The sequence below is a fragment of the Bacteroides sp. AN502(2024) genome, assembly GCF_041227145.1.
GTDB lineage: Bacteria > Bacteroidota > Bacteroidia > Bacteroidales > Bacteroidaceae > Bacteroides.
Window position 1 is genome coordinate 349,553 of sequence record NZ_JBGFSP010000004.1, and the last position, 16,211, is coordinate 365,763.

A 16,211-nucleotide genomic window follows, 5' to 3' on the forward strand; every position below is an offset into this window, starting at 1 on the left:
AACATTTGGTTTATTATTCTTTATCCAATACCTCAAATCTCGGTGAGTTCTTTGATTTGAACTCAGGAACCACTTTCTTCATGAGTCTGACAGTATCCATGATCCTTACCGCACGCGACAGCTTCTCGAACTCTTCATACGTGTCAAGGATATCGGCATATTCATATCTTCTCACCTTCGCTATCATGATCTTCTTGTTCCCGGTGGGAATCGTATTTTCCTTGTCGCTCAACACTTCCTCATAGAGTTTTTCTCCGGGACGCAAGCCGGTGAACTCGATCCTGATGTCCTCACCCGGACGGTAGCCCGCCAACTCGATCATGCGCGTAGCCAGGTCAACGATCTTCACCGCCTGCCCCATCTCAAAGACAAAGATCTCATTGCCCTGGCCCATCGTGGCGGCCTCCATCACCAGACGGCAGGCTTCGGGGATGGTCATGAAGAAGCGGATGATATCGGGATGGGTGACCGTCACAGGCCCGCCGTTCTCGATCTGTTCCTTAAAGCGGGGAATGACCGAACCGTTACTGCCCAGCACATTACCGAAGCGGGTCGTGATGAAACGGGTACGACCCTTCACCTTTCCCTCACCGATGGCACAACCCAGGCTCTGCACGTAGATTTCAGCCAGTCGTTTGGAACAGCCCATCACGTTCGTGGGGTTCACAGCCTTATCCGTGGAGACCATGACCATTTTCTCCGCACCGTATTCCACCGCCATGTCGGCAACCTGTCGCGAACCTATCACATTGACAAGGACAGCCTCGCAGGGATTCTCCTCCATCAAAGGAACGTGTTTGTAGGCGGCCGCATGAAAGACGATCTGGGGATGGTAGAGCTCAAATACCATACGGACACGCTCCTTCACACGGACGTCACCGATCACAGGGACAAAATCCATCCCGGGATAGTTCTTCTCGAACTCCAGACGGACATTGTGAAGGGGAGTTTCCGCTGAGTCGAACATGACGAGTCTCTGAATCCCCATCTGTACCAGCTGGCGACAAAGCTCACTGCCGATACTGCCCGCGGCACCGGTCACCAGCACCACTTTGCCACGGAACTCTTCCGCAACCTGACGGAGGTTGATGTTGATTTCCGCACGGCCAAGTAGATCCTCGATCTTGATGGGGCGGACCCACTGGTGAAAGTTCCCGTCGGAATCGGCCTCGCTGATGGTAGGGGCGATCAGTGTCTTGAGTCCATGGTCCTTGCAATATTCCAGAAGCCGTTTCTCTTCCTGACGGGTGTCCTCGTAACGGGCAAAAAGAATACCCTTAATTCCGCGCTTACGTATGATATAGTCCACATCAGACCCGCTCTCAAAGTAATAGACGGGAAGATCCGTCAGACGGCGGCGGCTGTTGGTTTTGCCATAAACGTAAAAGCCTGCCACCTTATAATGGGCACTGTTACGGAGACGCAGTTTCAAGGCTACACTCTTTTCGTCGGTACCGTAGATTAGGATACGCGTGTTCTTCTTGTTCACCCAATCCAGCAGCAGGTCATAGACGATGATCAATGATACACGGAAGACTGTCAGAATCACCATGGTCAACAACCCGTCAAACAGAAGGCAGGATACTTTATATTGATCCGGCAGCCGGGTCTCACAGATAAGCCCAAAAGAGATGATAGCCAGACAGACAACTTTGAATAATACCGCACAGATGATACGCCACAGTTCGCGGGCCTGGGAAAAACGGATCGTATTACGGTAAGTATGGAACAATAAGGAACCTGCGACACTTGCCGTCAAAGAGAAGACGACCAATTGACAGAGCAGGCGGTCGCTCATTGGAACATGACCCATATAATGAATCACGGCATAGGCAACGAACGAACATAATACAGATACCACCGTATCGGTACACAGAATAATCCAATAGTTCAAATAGTTCTTACGAGCGTATTGAACGATACCCCTTAACGTATTTTCCATTATAGTACAAATGAATAAAATAATCTTTCGAAATTTGCTTTATCTGATTGGTTACTATCAATAGAGCAAGGCAAGATATAATTCATAACACCGGCTCTACACACCCAACCGGTATATCGACACATGCACACCCCAACATCATCAATCGAACAGCAACTTTCGATTTCCCATTCATATTTATCAATTCTCCTTCCAGTCCTGTCAATGGCCCCTTGATGACCCGTATTTTTTCTCCCGGAGCCAGTGGCGACGTACTCATGCTAATCGTCTCTTCCGAATAGTCGAGCATAAACTTAAATCGCAACATTTGTTGGTCGGGAATGACAGCCGGAGTACTCTCCCCACGTAATACCATATAACGGCTGATAGATGATAAAGTCAAAACTTCTTTTTGTTCATGCAGATCAACGTGAACGAAAATCATCATCGGAAGTAATACCCGATCGACCACTTTACGACGGTCGCTCCATTGATGAACTTCTTGTTGAATTGGAAGAAAATTGTCAATCCCCATTTTCGTAAGCCTCTCACTTGTTTTTTTCTCGTGACAGATACGCACAATAGCCACTAACCAACGTTTTGAGCATGCTACGCTTCTGCCAATCACATCGGTTGGCAGAAGATCCCCATCGTCATTTTTCTTAATGATCATGTATTTTTACCCCTCATTTCTCTGCTACTTTTTAAATAACAGATTGAATTCGGTAGCAAAGATAGATAAAATTATAAATAATAAACAAGAAATGACTTTTCTTTTTTTACAGACAGATTGAATTATTTACTTTAACTCTCTCTGCTGCAACCATATCCTTTAACTAAATCAGGCGCGGAAAATTCATTCCGCGCCTGATTTAATTACTTTGTCATTTATTTACCACTTATAGTTAATGCCGAAACTCAGCAATTCTTTCAACTGGAAGAAGCTGTCTCCTTCAGTCGGCTTCGAACTGTCGTCAAAACGAGTATGTATATAGAGCTTAGTAGAAAGATAACGATTTAACACGAAATTGAATGTATTCTCCCACTCTATACGTGCCCAATGATAGTTGGTCAGACCATTGAGACGGGATTCTAAAGTCACTGCAGAGATAATGGTCCAGTTGAATGTCGATTGTAACTGAGAACCAAAGTCATTTTTAGAACATTTCCCTTTCTCCAAACCAAATTTAGTTTCGTCCACTTCCGAGCTGCCTATATAACGTAAATTATAAGTCAACGGTGCCATAAACACGGAAAGGTTAAATTTCTTCTTAGTCAATTTGTAGTCCATACCGACGCTGACCGCCAAATCTGCCGGAGACATGAAAGTAGAAACCAGATCTTCACTATTAGCTTTATAACCATTAAAGAACTGCGTCTTGAACTCGGAAGAAATGGTATAATACCAATTCTTTAAAGCTCTCAAACCCAATTTATTATACAAACGGAGTTGGTCGGTATTAAAAAGATATTTATGATATTCATCCGACGGAGTGGAAGTCATCCCCACTTTAGCTTCCAGCTGATTCTCAAACAGGACTTTTTCATTGTCATTGTAGTTGGCATAAATCTGGAAAGTAGCTAATCCGGAGAAGTTACTCTCACCTCCCTTATACCAGTTGTCCGAAAGGTGGTTCTGACTGATCTGCAACGATCCGTTACCTCCGGTAATCCACCAGTTAGGCCTGCTAATCTTCATATTGGCTTTTCCTACATTATCATCCATATTTTCCGGCTGAAACAGATGAAGAACGTTTGCTTTGGGAGATATTTTCGGCTTCACCTCATGACGGAACACATCCCGGCTCATGATACGCTCTTCTGTAGTGACAACCAAGTTCGGACATTCCAAATAAAGATCCATCAAGGCACTGTTCACTATTTTCTCGGCACGGCGGGTCTTGGTAAACGCCAATGTGTCATAAGGCAGAAGTTCCGCTGTCAGTGGAGGAATGGTGTCCCATTGCATAGGTTTCCATTCCAGTTTCGAATATTGTGCCATCGGAGCATAATAATATGCCAACGGCGTGAACAGACGGAAATAATCAGGGTCAGACGGAATATAATGTGGCGGCACAGACAAGTCGTTCAAATAATCCAATTGCGCGACATACTTATTATATAAATAAGAAACGGTATCCAGTTTCGGAGTCGGACCCGACATATTAAGTTTTAGCATCAAGTATTTCTGAAGTTCCGCCGAAAGCGTATCTGCTTTCAAAACACTGGCTTTTGCCACAACTGTTGAAGATTTAGCTGTTTTAACAGGTTTAATCACTTTAGGAGCAGGCTGCAGAGAGTCACCCGGTAACGAAGAGGATCCGACAGGCTCCTGCGCAAAAAGCGATAACGATAAGATGGATAGGATAAACGCTGAACATAAAGTAATAATTCTCATCATATTTGTCTATGGTTTAGGCTGCAAAGCTACATTATTTTGTTTAAAAATCATAGGATTCCTTCAAAATTGCATTTTTTAATAAATTTGTAGAGACGAAACTCTGCAATCTTCTTCTTTTTTTATAATTTTGCGCTTTTTAAGTTCGTAAAATTAGTACTAAGTAAACAATTATTAAAACAGTTATAGCTGTGGGAGAAACAAAGTATATTTTCGTCACCGGTGGTGTTGCCTCTTCATTAGGAAAGGGAATCATCTCATCATCCATCGGTAAGTTGCTGCAAGCAAGAGGTTATAATGTAACCATTCAGAAGTTTGACCCGTATATCAACATCGACCCGGGAACATTGAATCCATACGAGCACGGAGAGTGCTATGTGACCGTAGACGGACATGAAGCCGACCTCGATCTGGGACACTATGAGCGATTTTTGGGTATACAGACGACCAAAGCGAACAACATTACTACGGGACGTATCTACAAAAGCGTTATTGACAAAGAACGCCGTGGAGACTATTTGGGTAAAACAATCCAGGTGATTCCCCACATCACAGATGAGATCAAACGAAATGTAAAACTGCTTGGTAATAAATACAAGTTTGATTTTGTAATCACAGAAATCGGTGGTACGGTAGGTGACATCGAGTCACTCCCCTACCTCGAAAGTATCCGCCAGTTGAAATGGGAACTTGGAAAGAATGCTCTTTGTGTGCACCTGACTTATGTTCCTTACCTTGCCGCTGCCGGAGAGTTGAAGACAAAACCGACGCAACATTCCGTAAAGGAGCTCCAAAGTGTGGGTATCCAGCCGGATATACTGGTATTGCGTGCCGAACATCCGCTAAGTGACGGACTGCGTAAGAAAGTGGCACAATTCTGCAATGTGGACGATAAAGCCGTTGTGCAATCTATCGATGCGGAAACGATTTACGAAGTACCTATTTTGATGCAGGCACAAGGTCTGGACAGCACCATCCTCGAAAAGATGGGACTACCGATAGGAGAAACTCCGGGATTAGGCCCGTGGCGTAAATTCCTGGAACGCCGCCACGCTGCAGAAACCAAAGAGCCTATCAATATTGCGCTGGTTGGAAAATATGACTTACAGGATGCTTATAAGTCTATCCGTGAAGCGTTATCGCAGGCAGGTACTTACAATGACCGCAAAGTGGAAGTTCATTTCGTAAACAGTGAGAAACTGACAGAAAAAAATGTATGTGAAGCTCTGAAGGGTATGGCAGGCGTAATGATCGGTCCGGGATTCGGTCAACGGGGTATTGAAGGCAAGTTTATCGCTATCAAATATACACGTACGCATGACATTCCGACTTTCGGTATTTGTCTGGGTATGCAATGTATCGCCATCGAATTTGCACGTAACGTACTGGGATACGCAGATGCCAACTCACGTGAAATGGATGAAAAGACTCCGCACAACGTGATTGATATCATGGAAGAACAGAAAGCAATCACCAACATGGGAGGTACGATGCGTCTGGGCGCTTACGAATGTGTGTTGCAGAAAGATTCGAAAGCCTATCAGGCTTACGGACAAGAACATATTCAGGAACGTCACCGTCATCGCTATGAATTCAACAATGATTATAAAGAGCGATATGAAGCTGCCGGCATGAAATGTGTAGGTATCAACCCGGAATCGGATCTGGTAGAAATCGTTGAAATTCCGGATTTGAAATGGTTTATCGGTACACAGTTCCACCCTGAATATAGCAGCACGGTACTGAACCCTCACCCGTTGTTCGTGGCATTTGTGAAGGCTGCCATCGAAAACGAGAAGTAATGGAGAATTACGTCACGGATGTGGGGTTATCGTCCTATTTTAATCTTTAATCTTTAATTTTAATTTACTCGAATGGATAAAAATACCATCACAGGTCTCGTTCTGATAGGCATATTACTGGTAGGATTCAGCTATTTGAGCCGTCCGAGCGAAGAACAGATAGCGGCACAAAAAAGATACTATGATTCTATTGCCGTAGTGCAGCAGCAGGAGGAAGCGCTGAAGGCAAAAACGGAAGCTGCGCTGGCTAACAGCCAAAAGGAGGTTGCATCGGTTGCCGATTCTTCTTCTTTGTTTTTCAACGCCTTGCATGGAACCGATTCCAAAATCAGTATCCAGAATAATGTAGCGGAAATTACCTTCGCAACAAAAGGGGGACGTGTCTATTCAGCCATGTTGAAGAATTATATGGCACAGGACAAAAAGACACCGATCCTGTTGTTCGACGGTGAAGATGCTTGGATGAATTTTAACTTCTACAACAAAGAAGGAGCTATCCAGACCAAGAATTATTTCTTTGAAGCTGTAAACAAGACAGACAGTAGTGTTACAATGCGTCTGGCTGCGGATAGCGCAAGCTATATCGATTTCATCTATACGCTGAAACCGGATAGTTACCTGATGAACTTTGAAATCAAAGCGACAGGTATGGAAGGTAAGTTGGCAAGCACCCAATATGTGGACATCGACTGGTCACAACGCGCCCGCCAACTGGAAAAGGGATTCACCTATGAGAACCGTCTGTCGGAACTGACTTATAAAGTAACGGGCGACGATGTGGACAATTTATCCGCCGCCAAAGATGACAGCCAGAATTTGCCGGGACATATTGACTGGATAGCTTTCAAAAACCAGTTCTTCTCTTCTGTATTTATCGCCGGACAGGATTTTGACAAGGTCTCCGTAAAGTCAAAAATGGAACAGCAAGGAAGCGGATATATCAAAGATTATTCTGCTGAAATGAATACTTTCTTTGACCCGTCAGGCAAGGAACCGACAGAAATGTATTTCTATTTCGGTCCGAACCACTTTAAAACGCTGAAAGCGTTGGATAAAGGTCGTGACGAGAAATGGGAACTTCACAGACTGGTTTACCTGGGCTGGCCGTTGATTCGCTGGATTAACCAGTTTATCACAATCAACGTATTCGACTGGCTATCTGGCTGGGGATTGAGCATGGGTATCGTACTGTTAGTCCTGACCATCATGGTAAAAGTGGTGGTCTATCCGGCTACCTGGAAAACCTATATGTCTTCTGCCAAGATGCGTGTGTTGAAACCGAAAATCGACGTAATCAATAAGAAATACCCGAAGCAGGAAGATGCCATGAAGAAACAGCAGGAAATGATGAGCCTTTACAGTCAGTACGGGGTAAGCCCGATGGGCGGCTGTCTGCCGATGTTATTGCAGTTCCCTATCCTGATGGCTTTGTTTATGTTCGTGCCGAGTGCTATTGAGCTGCGTCAACAGAGTTTCTTATGGGCGGACGACCTTTCTACTTATGATGCGTTCATCACGTTCCCATTCCATATTCCGTTTCTGGGCAGCCATCTTAGCCTGTTCTGCCTGCTGATGACGGTGACCAATATCTTGAACACGAAGTACACGATGTCGATGCAGGATAACGGAGCACAGCCACAAATGGCGGCAATGAAATGGATGATGTATCTGATGCCGATTATGTTCTTGTTTGTCTTGAACGACTATCCGTCAGGTTTGAACTATTACTACTTCGTGTCAACACTGATTAGTGTGGGTACTATGATTCTGCTTCGCAAAACGACTGACGAAACTAAATTGTTGGCTGTCCTTGAAGCGAAAAAGAAAGACCCGAAACAAATGAGAAAGACCGGATTTGCTGCACGACTGGAAGCAATGCAGAAACAGCAGGAACTCTTGCAGCAACAAAGACAGCATAAAAAATAAGGAATGATTCCTGAATCATATTCTAAGAAAGCCGGACATCCTATTGGGATGTCCGGCTTTCTTTCGCTAATAATGAATGATGATGAAGACTAAATATACATATCAACAAATCTGGACCATTGCCTACCCTATCCTGATCAGTTTGGTCATGGAGCAGCTTATCGGCATGACGGACACGACCTTTTGGGGGCGTGTGGGTGAAATTGATGATGTGAAGAAAGGAAACTGGAGGAAAAAGAAGATTTAAAAAGGATTTCCCAAACAAGTAATCTCTTTTGTTTGGGGGATTGAAGGAAATAGTTTACTTTTGTGATAAGTATCATTTATAACATACACCTATTATGTTACAACTCACTATCAGACAAATCGGACCGATTAAAAATATAACTCTCAACCTGAACAGGTTTAATGTCTTGATCGGACCTCAAAGCAGTGGCAAAAGCACGGTTGCGAAAATCATCAGTTTTTGCCTTTGGCTGGAAAAAGATGTACTGATGCAGCGTACAACGGAGTATATAAACCGCACTTTCATTGAAAAACAATTATTGGAATTTCATAAGCTAAAAAACTATTTGAATGACGGATATTCTATTTCATTCCAAGGTGAAATTTTAAATTTCACCTTGGATGAGAAGCACTGTGACGTTCAACTAAATAAAGGATTCGAGCAATGCAAAATTGGTAAGATAGCCTATATACCTGCTGAAAGGAATGCTGTTACATTATCCAACATCGCTTCCTTAAAAATGCCGGAAAATAATACGCGAAGCTTTATCTTCGACTGGCTGGAAATACATCAAAAGTTTCAAAAGAAAAATGCTGTAGACTTATTGAAGTTCAAATTGAAGTATTACTACGAAGAAACTTCACAGAAAGATATTATTATTCTTGAAAACGGAAAAGAAATAACGTTGGAAGAGGCGTCCAGCGGTCTGCAGTCAGTAGTGCCATTATATGTGTATATGTATTATCTGACACATTGGGTATATGAACATCAGGAAGATATATCCTTCAATAAGGAAGAAAGAATCAAAAATATCGTAGCACAAGAACTTCAGAAAGTACTGGAGAGAACAGATATCACAATGCTGGGAGCGAATAAGTTTTTTGATTTAATCCGTGAACAGCAAAGTGCACTGAAAGAAAATCTTTCGCATACGCATTATTCCAATATTATCTTGGAAGAGCCGGAACTGAATTTATTTCCCGAGACACAGAAAGATCTGATATATGACATGCTTGGCATGATTAATAACAGCCGCGACCGTATTGTGATGACAACGCATAGCCCTTATCTGCTTTATGCGCTCAATAACTGCATGTTATGTTATTTGGCACAAGATAATATCCCCAAGGAAGATGAAGAACTTTATCTTCTTAAGAAATCGATGATTAATCCTGCGGATGTATCGGTATGGGAAATCAAAGACGGAGCTTTTGCACCTTATAAAGAAAATCCCCATTTCACCATTCAAGACGAAAAAGGGTTGATACGTAATAACTATTTTGACAGAATCATGAAAAATATAATGGCAGATTTTTCTTCACTAATGGATTATTGTGATGAAGATTGAACTATTTGCTAACTACCAGGAGTTAAAAGAAGATGCTTATCTAATGGATTATACGCAAGCTACTAAAAGCCAGCAGAAAGTATGTATTGCCTGTACTCCTCCGGAGGACATTGCCTATTTCCATCTCTCCAACCCCAGAAAAGTGGCTTACTGGGCGGTAAATTTTGAAGAGAATGCAGCTGTCCTGAAAGGCTCCGACCAATGTGAATGCATGTTTGCAGCAAGCAGGGCAACCAGTAAAGGATGGGTCTGCCTGGTGGAACTTAAATATTGTCTGGAGAAGAATATCGAAAGAAATTCAGCACATGCTTTCCGGCAACTGCATGACACATTGGAGAAATTAGTGGAGAAAGAAATCTTGGATTATCACTCACACCGCATCTATTTGAATATCTCCATTCCGGAGCATTCAAACAAAGCTCCTTTCATGGCATTCCTCAATTCTCAGGATGAATTGCTGAGTATATTGGAAGAACATAAAGTGAAAGTATTAGGGTATAATAAGGCTTTAATCCTGAATGAAGGATTTATTAAAATACCTAAGGAGAAAATATAGTAAACATAATCAATAAATCATGAGACAAGCTAATTTAATTATGATGTCGACAGCAATGTTGTTAGCTGCCTGCGGAGGAACCAAAGAGGCGGGCAAGACGGATCAAGTGCTTATCGGAAAATCGGATATCAAGATTGAAGGGAAGCGCATGACTCCCGAAGCGCTTTGGGCGATGGGACGTATCGGCGGATTCGCCGTATCGCCCGATGGAAAGAAAATTGCGTATACGGTAGCGTATTACAGCGTACCGGAAAACAAGAGTAACCGGGAAGTTTTCGTGATGAACGCAGATGGGAGCGATAACCAACAAATCACTCATACCCCCTATCAGGAGAATGAGGTGACCTGGATGAAGGGAGGCACCAAACTTGCATTCTTAAGTAATGACAACGGAAGCAGCCAGCTCTATGAAATGAATCCGGATGGTAGCGGACGCAAACAGCTGACCCACTACGACGGAGATATCGAGGGATATTCCATCTCACCGGATGGCAAAAAACTGCTTTTTATTTCACAAGTAAAGACAAAAGAGAGTACTGCTGACAAGTATCCGGACCTGCCGAAAGCTACAGGTATCATCGTTACCGACCTGATGTACAAACATTGGGACGAATGGGTGACCACCGCTCCGCATCCTTTCATTGCCGATTTTGACGGTAACGGTATTTCCAATATCGTGGATATCCTGAACGGTGAACCGTATGAAAGTCCGATGAAGCCTTGGGGGGGCATTGAACAACTTGCCTGGAATACAACTTCGGACAAAGTGGCTTACACCTGTCGCAAAAAGACCGGACTGGAATATGCGATTTCCACTAACTCAGATATCTATGTCTACGACCTGAACACCCACAAAACGGAAAATATTACGGAAGAGAACAAAGGATACGATACCAATCCTCAATACTCACCGGACGGCAAATATATTGCTTGGCAGAGTATGGAACGTGACGGATATGAAGCCGATCTGAACCGTCTGTTCATCATGAATCTGGAAACCGGCGAGAAGCGTTTTGTGAGCAAGGCATTCGAATCGAATGTAGATGCTTTTGTCTGGGGAGCAGATGCGAAAGTGATCTATTTCACAGGTGTATGGCACGGAGAATCGCAGATTTATGCGCTTGACCTGGCCAATGATTCGGTAAAGGCAATCACTTCGGGAATACACGATTACGAAGGTGTAGCTCTTTTCGGGGATAAACTGATTGCGAAACGTCATTCAATGAGCATGGGTGATGAGATTTATGCCGTGGCACCGGATGGTTCTACCACCCAACTGACACAGGAGAATAAACCAATCTATGACCAGCTGGAAATGGGTAAAGTGGAAGGTCGCTGGATGAAAACGACAGATGGCAAACAGATGTTGACATGGGTGATTTATCCTCCGCAGTTTGATCCGAACAAGAAATACCCCACCCTCTTATTCTGTGAAGGAGGTCCACAGAGTCCGGTAAGTCAGTTCTGGTCTTATCGCTGGAACTTCCAGATAATGGCAGCCCATGATTATATCATTGTTGCTCCCAACCGTCGCGGCTTGCCAGGATTCGGTGTGGAATGGAACGAACAGATCAGTGGCGACTACGGTGGTCAGTGTATGAAGGATTACCTCACTGCCATTGATGAAATGGCCAAAGAACCGTATGTAGACAAAGATCGTCTGGGATGTGTAGGTGCCAGCTTCGGAGGATTCTCCGTATATTGGCTGGCTGGACATCATGACAAGCGATTCAAAGCGTTTATCGCCCACGATGGTATTTTCAATATGGAGATGCAATATCTGGAAACTGAAGAAAAATGGTTTGCCAACTGGGATATGGGAGGCGCATATTGGGAAAAACAGAATCCGGTGGCACAGCGTACATTCGCCAACTCTCCTCACCTGTTCGTAGAGAAATGGGATACTCCTATTCTCTGTATTCATGGAGAGAAAGACTACCGTATCCTGGCTAATCAGGCAATGGCCGCTTTTGACGCTGCCGTAATGCGTGGTATTCCTGCAGAATTGCTGATTTATCCGGATGAAAACCACTGGGTATTGAAACCGCAGAATGGGGTTCTATGGCAACGCACATTCTTTGAATGGTTGGACAAATGGTTGAAGGAAGCTCCATCTAAGTAAAATGAAAGAAGGCTTTGTTCTCAATCTACTTGAGTTCAGAGCCTTCTCCATTACATCCATCATAAATCGGCTAAATCTTACTCCGAATAAATATGATTTTTTTTTCAATCGAATGAACCTTCGTTAAGAACAATGCAAGCCATACAAAGGCAGTTGCCAACCAATAGCTGAAAGATTAAGAATCATTATAACTGCCCCCAATATCCATAGAATCAGTAGCGACCATTTCAAACCTGCTCCCATTGGCGACCAATGGAATAGCTGCCGCAAGATAGTATACAAGAAAACTCCTAATGGAATACCTATGAGGGCAACTCCGGCAATCGTACCCAGTAGCGTCATCATCGGTGATACAGAAGTAACCGGCATCCAGTCGATGGTAGGCAGCATCTCGTAAAGCAGTGCTCCTCCGCCAACTGCCACGGCAATTGCCGCAAACACTAATGCTACCAGTACAATAGCCAGTACAAACAAGAGAGGGCAGCAGAGAATGACAAGAGCTACCAGAAATATTTTAAAGAAAACAGCAGCAATAGAAACAAATACATCGCCTATCTTTTGGAAAAAGGTACGCGGTTTGCCGGAGTTCATGTAGTTATTGACTCCATCCGCTACCCGTTCGAAGCCGTCTGTCACTGTTTTGCCAATATTCTCAATGGTTACCGCTTCTCCGCGCATACTCAACTTTTCTGCAGCTGTACGGGCTTCCGGAATAACAATCCATCCGATAAAATAAAGGATAATCATCGGACAATAAGGCATAAACACCAGGACAATCATCAGAATACGCACCAGTGTAATGTCCCAACCGAAGTAAGCAGCCAGTCCTGCTGCCACACCCCCCAACATTTTATTATCCGGATCACGAAACCAACGACGCCGGGTAGAGGTTTGCGTATTACTTGGATTAGCGGACGATGCTTGTTCCGTTCTTTTCTGCGATTCCGTATCTTCGTCGGCAACTCCAAAATCTTCCGGTTTGCCTACGCGGGCGATGATTTCTTCCACATCCGAAACGGTGATGACCTGTTTTCCTTCAGTTACTTTCTCGGCAAACAATTCGGCAATACGCATCTCAATATCGTTTACGATCTCTTCCGCACCCTCCTGTTTACGAAAGTAATGTTTCAAATTAGACAGATAATTGTCTAACAGCCGGTAGGCATCGTCATCTATATGATAAACGACTCCTCCTAAATTTACGGTCAATGTCTTTTTCATTTTTATTTCTTCTTTTTCGGATTATTTATTGGCTATATGATTCACTGTGTCGTTAAGCTCTTTCCAGGAAATTTCCAGTTCGCCCAAAAAGACTTCTCCTTGTTCAGTAAGTTTATAGTATTTGCGGGGAGGTCCCTGGGTAGATTCCACCCACTCATAACTTAACAGGTCGTCATTTTTCAGACGGGTCAGCAACGGATACAGGGTACCTTCCACTACGATCAGTTGGGCTTCTTTCAATTTTTGAATAATATCAGAAGCATAAGAGGGTTCCTTGTGCAGTAAAAGCATGATGCAATATTCAAGCATGCCTTTCCTCATCTGTGATTTTACATTGTCCACTTTCATGATTCACTTCTTTTAGATGCACAAATATATGCATTACTTTAGTACCTTGCATTACAAAGTACTATAAATTAACAATAATTAAAACATCAGAGACTATCCACCTTATTATAAAAAGAAATAATGGCTATATTTGTGCCTATTAAACCAAGAACAGATAATAGATATGTTTACAATTCGAAAAGCAACGACAGCCGATTGCGAGCTTATTCATAAGATGGCAAAAGAAGTATTTCCTGCCACCTACAAGGAAATTTTATCTCCCGAACAACTGGATTATATGATGGAATGGATGTATGCTCCCTCCAATGTACGCAAGCAAATGGAGGAAGAAGGACACGTGTACTCCATTGCCTATAAAGAGGATGAACCATGCGGATACGTCTCTGTACAGCAACAGGAAAAGGATGTATTCCATCTTCAGAAAATCTATGTCCTCCCCCGCTTTCAAGGTACGCACTGCGGAAGTTTTTTATTTAAGGAAGCAATCAAGTGTATCAAGGAAATGCACCCGGGATCTTGCCTGATGGAGCTGAACGTGAATCGTAATAATAAAGCTTTGCATTTTTACGAGCACATGGGGATGAGAAAGTTACGGGAAGGTGATTTCCCGATCGGAAACGGGTATTATATGAATGATTATATTATGGGATTGGATATTTGACAAACAAAAATGAAGATGTGTCAGAACTCCTCTTGATTTTTAGTTTATGAGCGTTATGACACATCCTCATTTTATGTAGTTAATGGCAAGATCTTATTTCGCTACGCGTTCCAGCCATTTTACCATTGAAAGCATTACAATCATAGAGGCACCTGTTGCTCCTACAAATACTAGCCAGCAAGCCCAAATGGGAACATTTGTATAAAGAATACCACCGATAAACAGCAGTGAGTTACCCACAGCCGTGGCAGCCAACCAACAACCTTGCATCAGTCCCTGCAAATGAGGAGGAGCCACTTTAGATACGAATGATAATCCCAAAGGAGAAATAAACAGTTCGGCAACTGTAAGGATGAAATACAAACCGATCATAATCCACGGTGTCACACGAACAGCATTTATTTCAGCAGCGCTCATCGTACCCAATACCTCTTTCGAAGGCAATGTAAAGGAGAATACCATCAAGAACACATACGCTAATGCGGCAATACCCATACCGATAGCAATCTTCATCGGGGTAGAAGGTTCTTTCCCCTTCTTTTTCATTGAGCCGAACATCCACATGATAAATGGGGTCAGGAATACCACGAAGAACGGATTAACACTCTGGAATATTTCAGCTCCCTTGATCTGCGTAAAACCTAAGTCGATATTAATAACACTCAAATCCACATAGTCACGGGCAAAATAAGTCAGAGAATAACCATTCTGATGGAACGATAACCAGAAGAAAATAACAACACCAAATACTGCAAACAAAGCATAGATACGTTGTTTAATTTCAGTAGCGCTCATTTTGATTTCCTCCTTATTCACAGTCGCAGTGTCTTTGCTTGTTTCCAATTTAGTCGCAGGATCCGGAAAACGTTTCTTATTTGCCACATAAATAACCAGCGAAATAAGCATAGCACCAATGGCAGCCATAAAAGCATACTGAAAACCACGGTTAAACACATCAAGGTAGCTATTAACAAACATCCCCATATCTGTCACAGGAGTTCCATCAAGAACCACGTTCTTGGCCAGGGTGGACAGATTCTCCATTGCTTGCGGAGCCATGTCATTTCCTTTTTCCAAATATTGATGGCACAATTCAGGCAGAGTAGCATCATAATCAAAGTTGTTCACCTTCAACCACCAGTTGCGCACACCAATAGCAATAAACGGTGCAAAGACAGCTCCAATATTGATAAACATATAAAATATCTGGAAACCGGCATCACGAAGATTGGAATATTTAGGATCATCGTACATCTGACCTACCAAAGCCTGAAGATTTCCTTTAAACAAACCGTTACCAAAAGCAATCACCAACAGTCCGAAACAGGTTAATCCCAGATAAAGAGCCATACTAGGAACAGGAGTCGGAGTGGGAATGGCAATAATCAAATAACCGACAGCCATTAATATCAGTCCCACTAAAATAGTGCCTTTAAAATTTTTCGTTTTATCAGCAATCACACCTCCTGCTAAAGCTAAAATATAAATGGAAGCATAAAATGCAGAATAAATGTACCCGGTAGTTGTCTCGGACAATCCAAATTTCGCTGAAATGAACAATGTCAAAATCGCCATCATAATATAGAAGCCGAAACGCTCTCCCATATTAGCTAAAGCAGCAGCAATCAGACCTTTAGGGTGTTTACTGAACATAGATATAAGTTTTTAAAATTAATAAATGA

At 43.0% G+C, this 16,211-nt stretch carries 13 protein-coding genes; 7 read left to right on the top strand and 6 right to left on the bottom strand.

What is annotated here, in order from left to right; genetic code table 11:
- Positions 1–13 precede the first annotated feature (13 nt).
- From AB9N12_RS16445 to AB9N12_RS16455, 3 genes are all read right to left on the bottom strand, one after another.
- Positions 14–1,942, bottom strand: coding sequence for a polysaccharide biosynthesis protein (locus AB9N12_RS16445; RefSeq protein ID WP_369893220.1), 1,929 nt, complete (start codon positions 1,940–1,942; stop codon positions 14–16).
- Between the two features lie 82 nt (positions 1,943–2,024).
- Entirely contained in the window at positions 2,025–2,594 is a 570-nt protein-coding gene (locus AB9N12_RS16450; RefSeq protein ID WP_369893221.1) for a UpxY family transcription antiterminator, read from the bottom strand.
- A gap of 219 nt (positions 2,595–2,813) precedes the next feature.
- Entirely contained in the window at positions 2,814–4,322 is a 1,509-nt protein-coding gene (locus AB9N12_RS16455; RefSeq protein ID WP_369893222.1) for a DUF3078 domain-containing protein, read from the bottom strand.
- A gap of 188 nt (positions 4,323–4,510) precedes the next feature.
- Between AB9N12_RS16455 and AB9N12_RS16460 the strand changes: the two genes are divergently transcribed.
- The 6 genes from AB9N12_RS16460 (at position 4,511) to AB9N12_RS16485 (ending at position 12,299) form a co-directional block, all read left to right on the top strand.
- On the top strand, positions 4,511–6,121 hold the full coding sequence (locus tag AB9N12_RS16460) for a CTP synthase (RefSeq protein ID WP_369893223.1): 1,611 nt from the start codon (positions 4,511–4,513) through the stop codon (positions 6,119–6,121).
- Between the two features lie 72 nt (positions 6,122–6,193).
- Positions 6,194–8,047 carry a membrane protein insertase YidC gene (gene yidC / locus AB9N12_RS16465; RefSeq protein WP_369893224.1) on the top strand — a complete coding sequence of 618 codons (1,854 nt, stop codon included), beginning with the start codon at positions 6,194–6,196 and terminating at the stop codon, positions 8,045–8,047.
- Positions 8,048–8,123: 76 nt separating this feature from the next.
- Positions 8,124–8,294, top strand: a complete 171-nt coding sequence (locus AB9N12_RS16470) for a hypothetical protein (RefSeq protein WP_369893284.1) — start codon at positions 8,124–8,126, stop codon at positions 8,292–8,294.
- Between the two features lie 94 nt (positions 8,295–8,388).
- A complete protein-coding gene (locus AB9N12_RS16475; RefSeq protein ID WP_369893225.1) occupies positions 8,389–9,621 on the top strand; it encodes an AAA family ATPase in 1,233 nt (410 codons plus the stop codon).
- Positions 9,611–10,177 carry a hypothetical protein gene (locus tag AB9N12_RS16480; protein WP_369893226.1) on the top strand — a complete coding sequence of 189 codons (567 nt, stop codon included), beginning with the start codon at positions 9,611–9,613 and terminating at the stop codon, positions 10,175–10,177. The genes AB9N12_RS16475 and AB9N12_RS16480 overlap by 11 nt, the downstream gene beginning before the upstream one ends.
- Before the next feature lie 19 nt (positions 10,178–10,196).
- Positions 10,197–12,299, top strand: coding sequence for a prolyl oligopeptidase family serine peptidase (locus tag AB9N12_RS16485; RefSeq protein WP_369893227.1), 2,103 nt, complete (start codon positions 10,197–10,199; stop codon positions 12,297–12,299).
- Positions 12,300–12,422: 123 nt separating this feature from the next.
- Here AB9N12_RS16485 and AB9N12_RS16490 read toward each other — a convergent pair whose 3' ends face one another.
- Both AB9N12_RS16490 and AB9N12_RS16495 read right to left on the bottom strand, forming a co-directional pair.
- Positions 12,423–13,520 (bottom strand): PspC domain-containing protein, encoded by a 1,098-nt coding sequence (locus AB9N12_RS16490; RefSeq protein WP_369893228.1) that lies wholly within the window; start codon positions 13,518–13,520, stop codon positions 12,423–12,425.
- Positions 13,521–13,541: 21 nt separating this feature from the next.
- Positions 13,542–13,868, bottom strand: a complete 327-nt coding sequence (locus AB9N12_RS16495; RefSeq protein WP_369893229.1) for a PadR family transcriptional regulator — start codon at positions 13,866–13,868, stop codon at positions 13,542–13,544.
- Positions 13,869–14,031: 163 nt separating this feature from the next.
- Between AB9N12_RS16495 and AB9N12_RS16500 the strand changes: the two genes are divergently transcribed.
- Complete coding sequence (locus tag AB9N12_RS16500) at positions 14,032–14,529, top strand: N-acetyltransferase family protein (protein WP_369893230.1); 498 nt, start codon at positions 14,032–14,034, stop codon at positions 14,527–14,529.
- 93 nt (positions 14,530–14,622) lie between these two features.
- Here the strand turns inward: AB9N12_RS16500 and AB9N12_RS16505 are convergent, their stop codons facing one another.
- Entirely contained in the window at positions 14,623–16,182 is a 1,560-nt protein-coding gene (locus AB9N12_RS16505) for a peptide MFS transporter (RefSeq protein WP_369893231.1), read from the bottom strand.
- Positions 16,183–16,211 lie beyond the last annotated feature (29 nt).

Excerpts from the sequence above, each read along its gene's own strand:
- AB9N12_RS16500 (WP_369893230.1), top strand. The coding sequence starts at position 14,032 with ATGTTTACAATTCGAAAAGCAACGACAGCCGATTGCGAGCTTATTCAT.
- AB9N12_RS16480 (WP_369893226.1), top strand. The coding sequence starts at position 9,611 with ATGAAGATTGAACTATTTGCTAACTACCAGGAGTTAAAAGAAGATGCT.
- AB9N12_RS16505 (WP_369893231.1), bottom strand. The coding sequence starts at position 16,182 with ATGTTCAGTAAACACCCTAAAGGTCTGATTGCTGCTGCTTTAGCTAAT.
- AB9N12_RS16495 (WP_369893229.1), bottom strand. The coding sequence starts at position 13,868 with ATGAAAGTGGACAATGTAAAATCACAGATGAGGAAAGGCATGCTTGAA.
- AB9N12_RS16485 (WP_369893227.1), top strand. The coding sequence starts at position 10,197 with ATGAGACAAGCTAATTTAATTATGATGTCGACAGCAATGTTGTTAGCT.
- AB9N12_RS16470 (WP_369893284.1), top strand. The coding sequence starts at position 8,124 with ATGATGATGAAGACTAAATATACATATCAACAAATCTGGACCATTGCC.
- AB9N12_RS16445 (WP_369893220.1), bottom strand. The coding sequence starts at position 1,942 with ATGGAAAATACGTTAAGGGGTATCGTTCAATACGCTCGTAAGAACTAT.
- AB9N12_RS16450 (WP_369893221.1), bottom strand. The coding sequence starts at position 2,594 with ATGATCATTAAGAAAAATGACGATGGGGATCTTCTGCCAACCGATGTG.
- AB9N12_RS16490 (WP_369893228.1), bottom strand. The coding sequence starts at position 13,520 with ATGAAAAAGACATTGACCGTAAATTTAGGAGGAGTCGTTTATCATATA.
- yidC (WP_369893224.1), top strand. The coding sequence starts at position 6,194 with ATGGATAAAAATACCATCACAGGTCTCGTTCTGATAGGCATATTACTG.
- AB9N12_RS16475 (WP_369893225.1), top strand. The coding sequence starts at position 8,389 with ATGTTACAACTCACTATCAGACAAATCGGACCGATTAAAAATATAACT.
- AB9N12_RS16455 (WP_369893222.1), bottom strand. The coding sequence starts at position 4,322 with ATGATGAGAATTATTACTTTATGTTCAGCGTTTATCCTATCCATCTTA.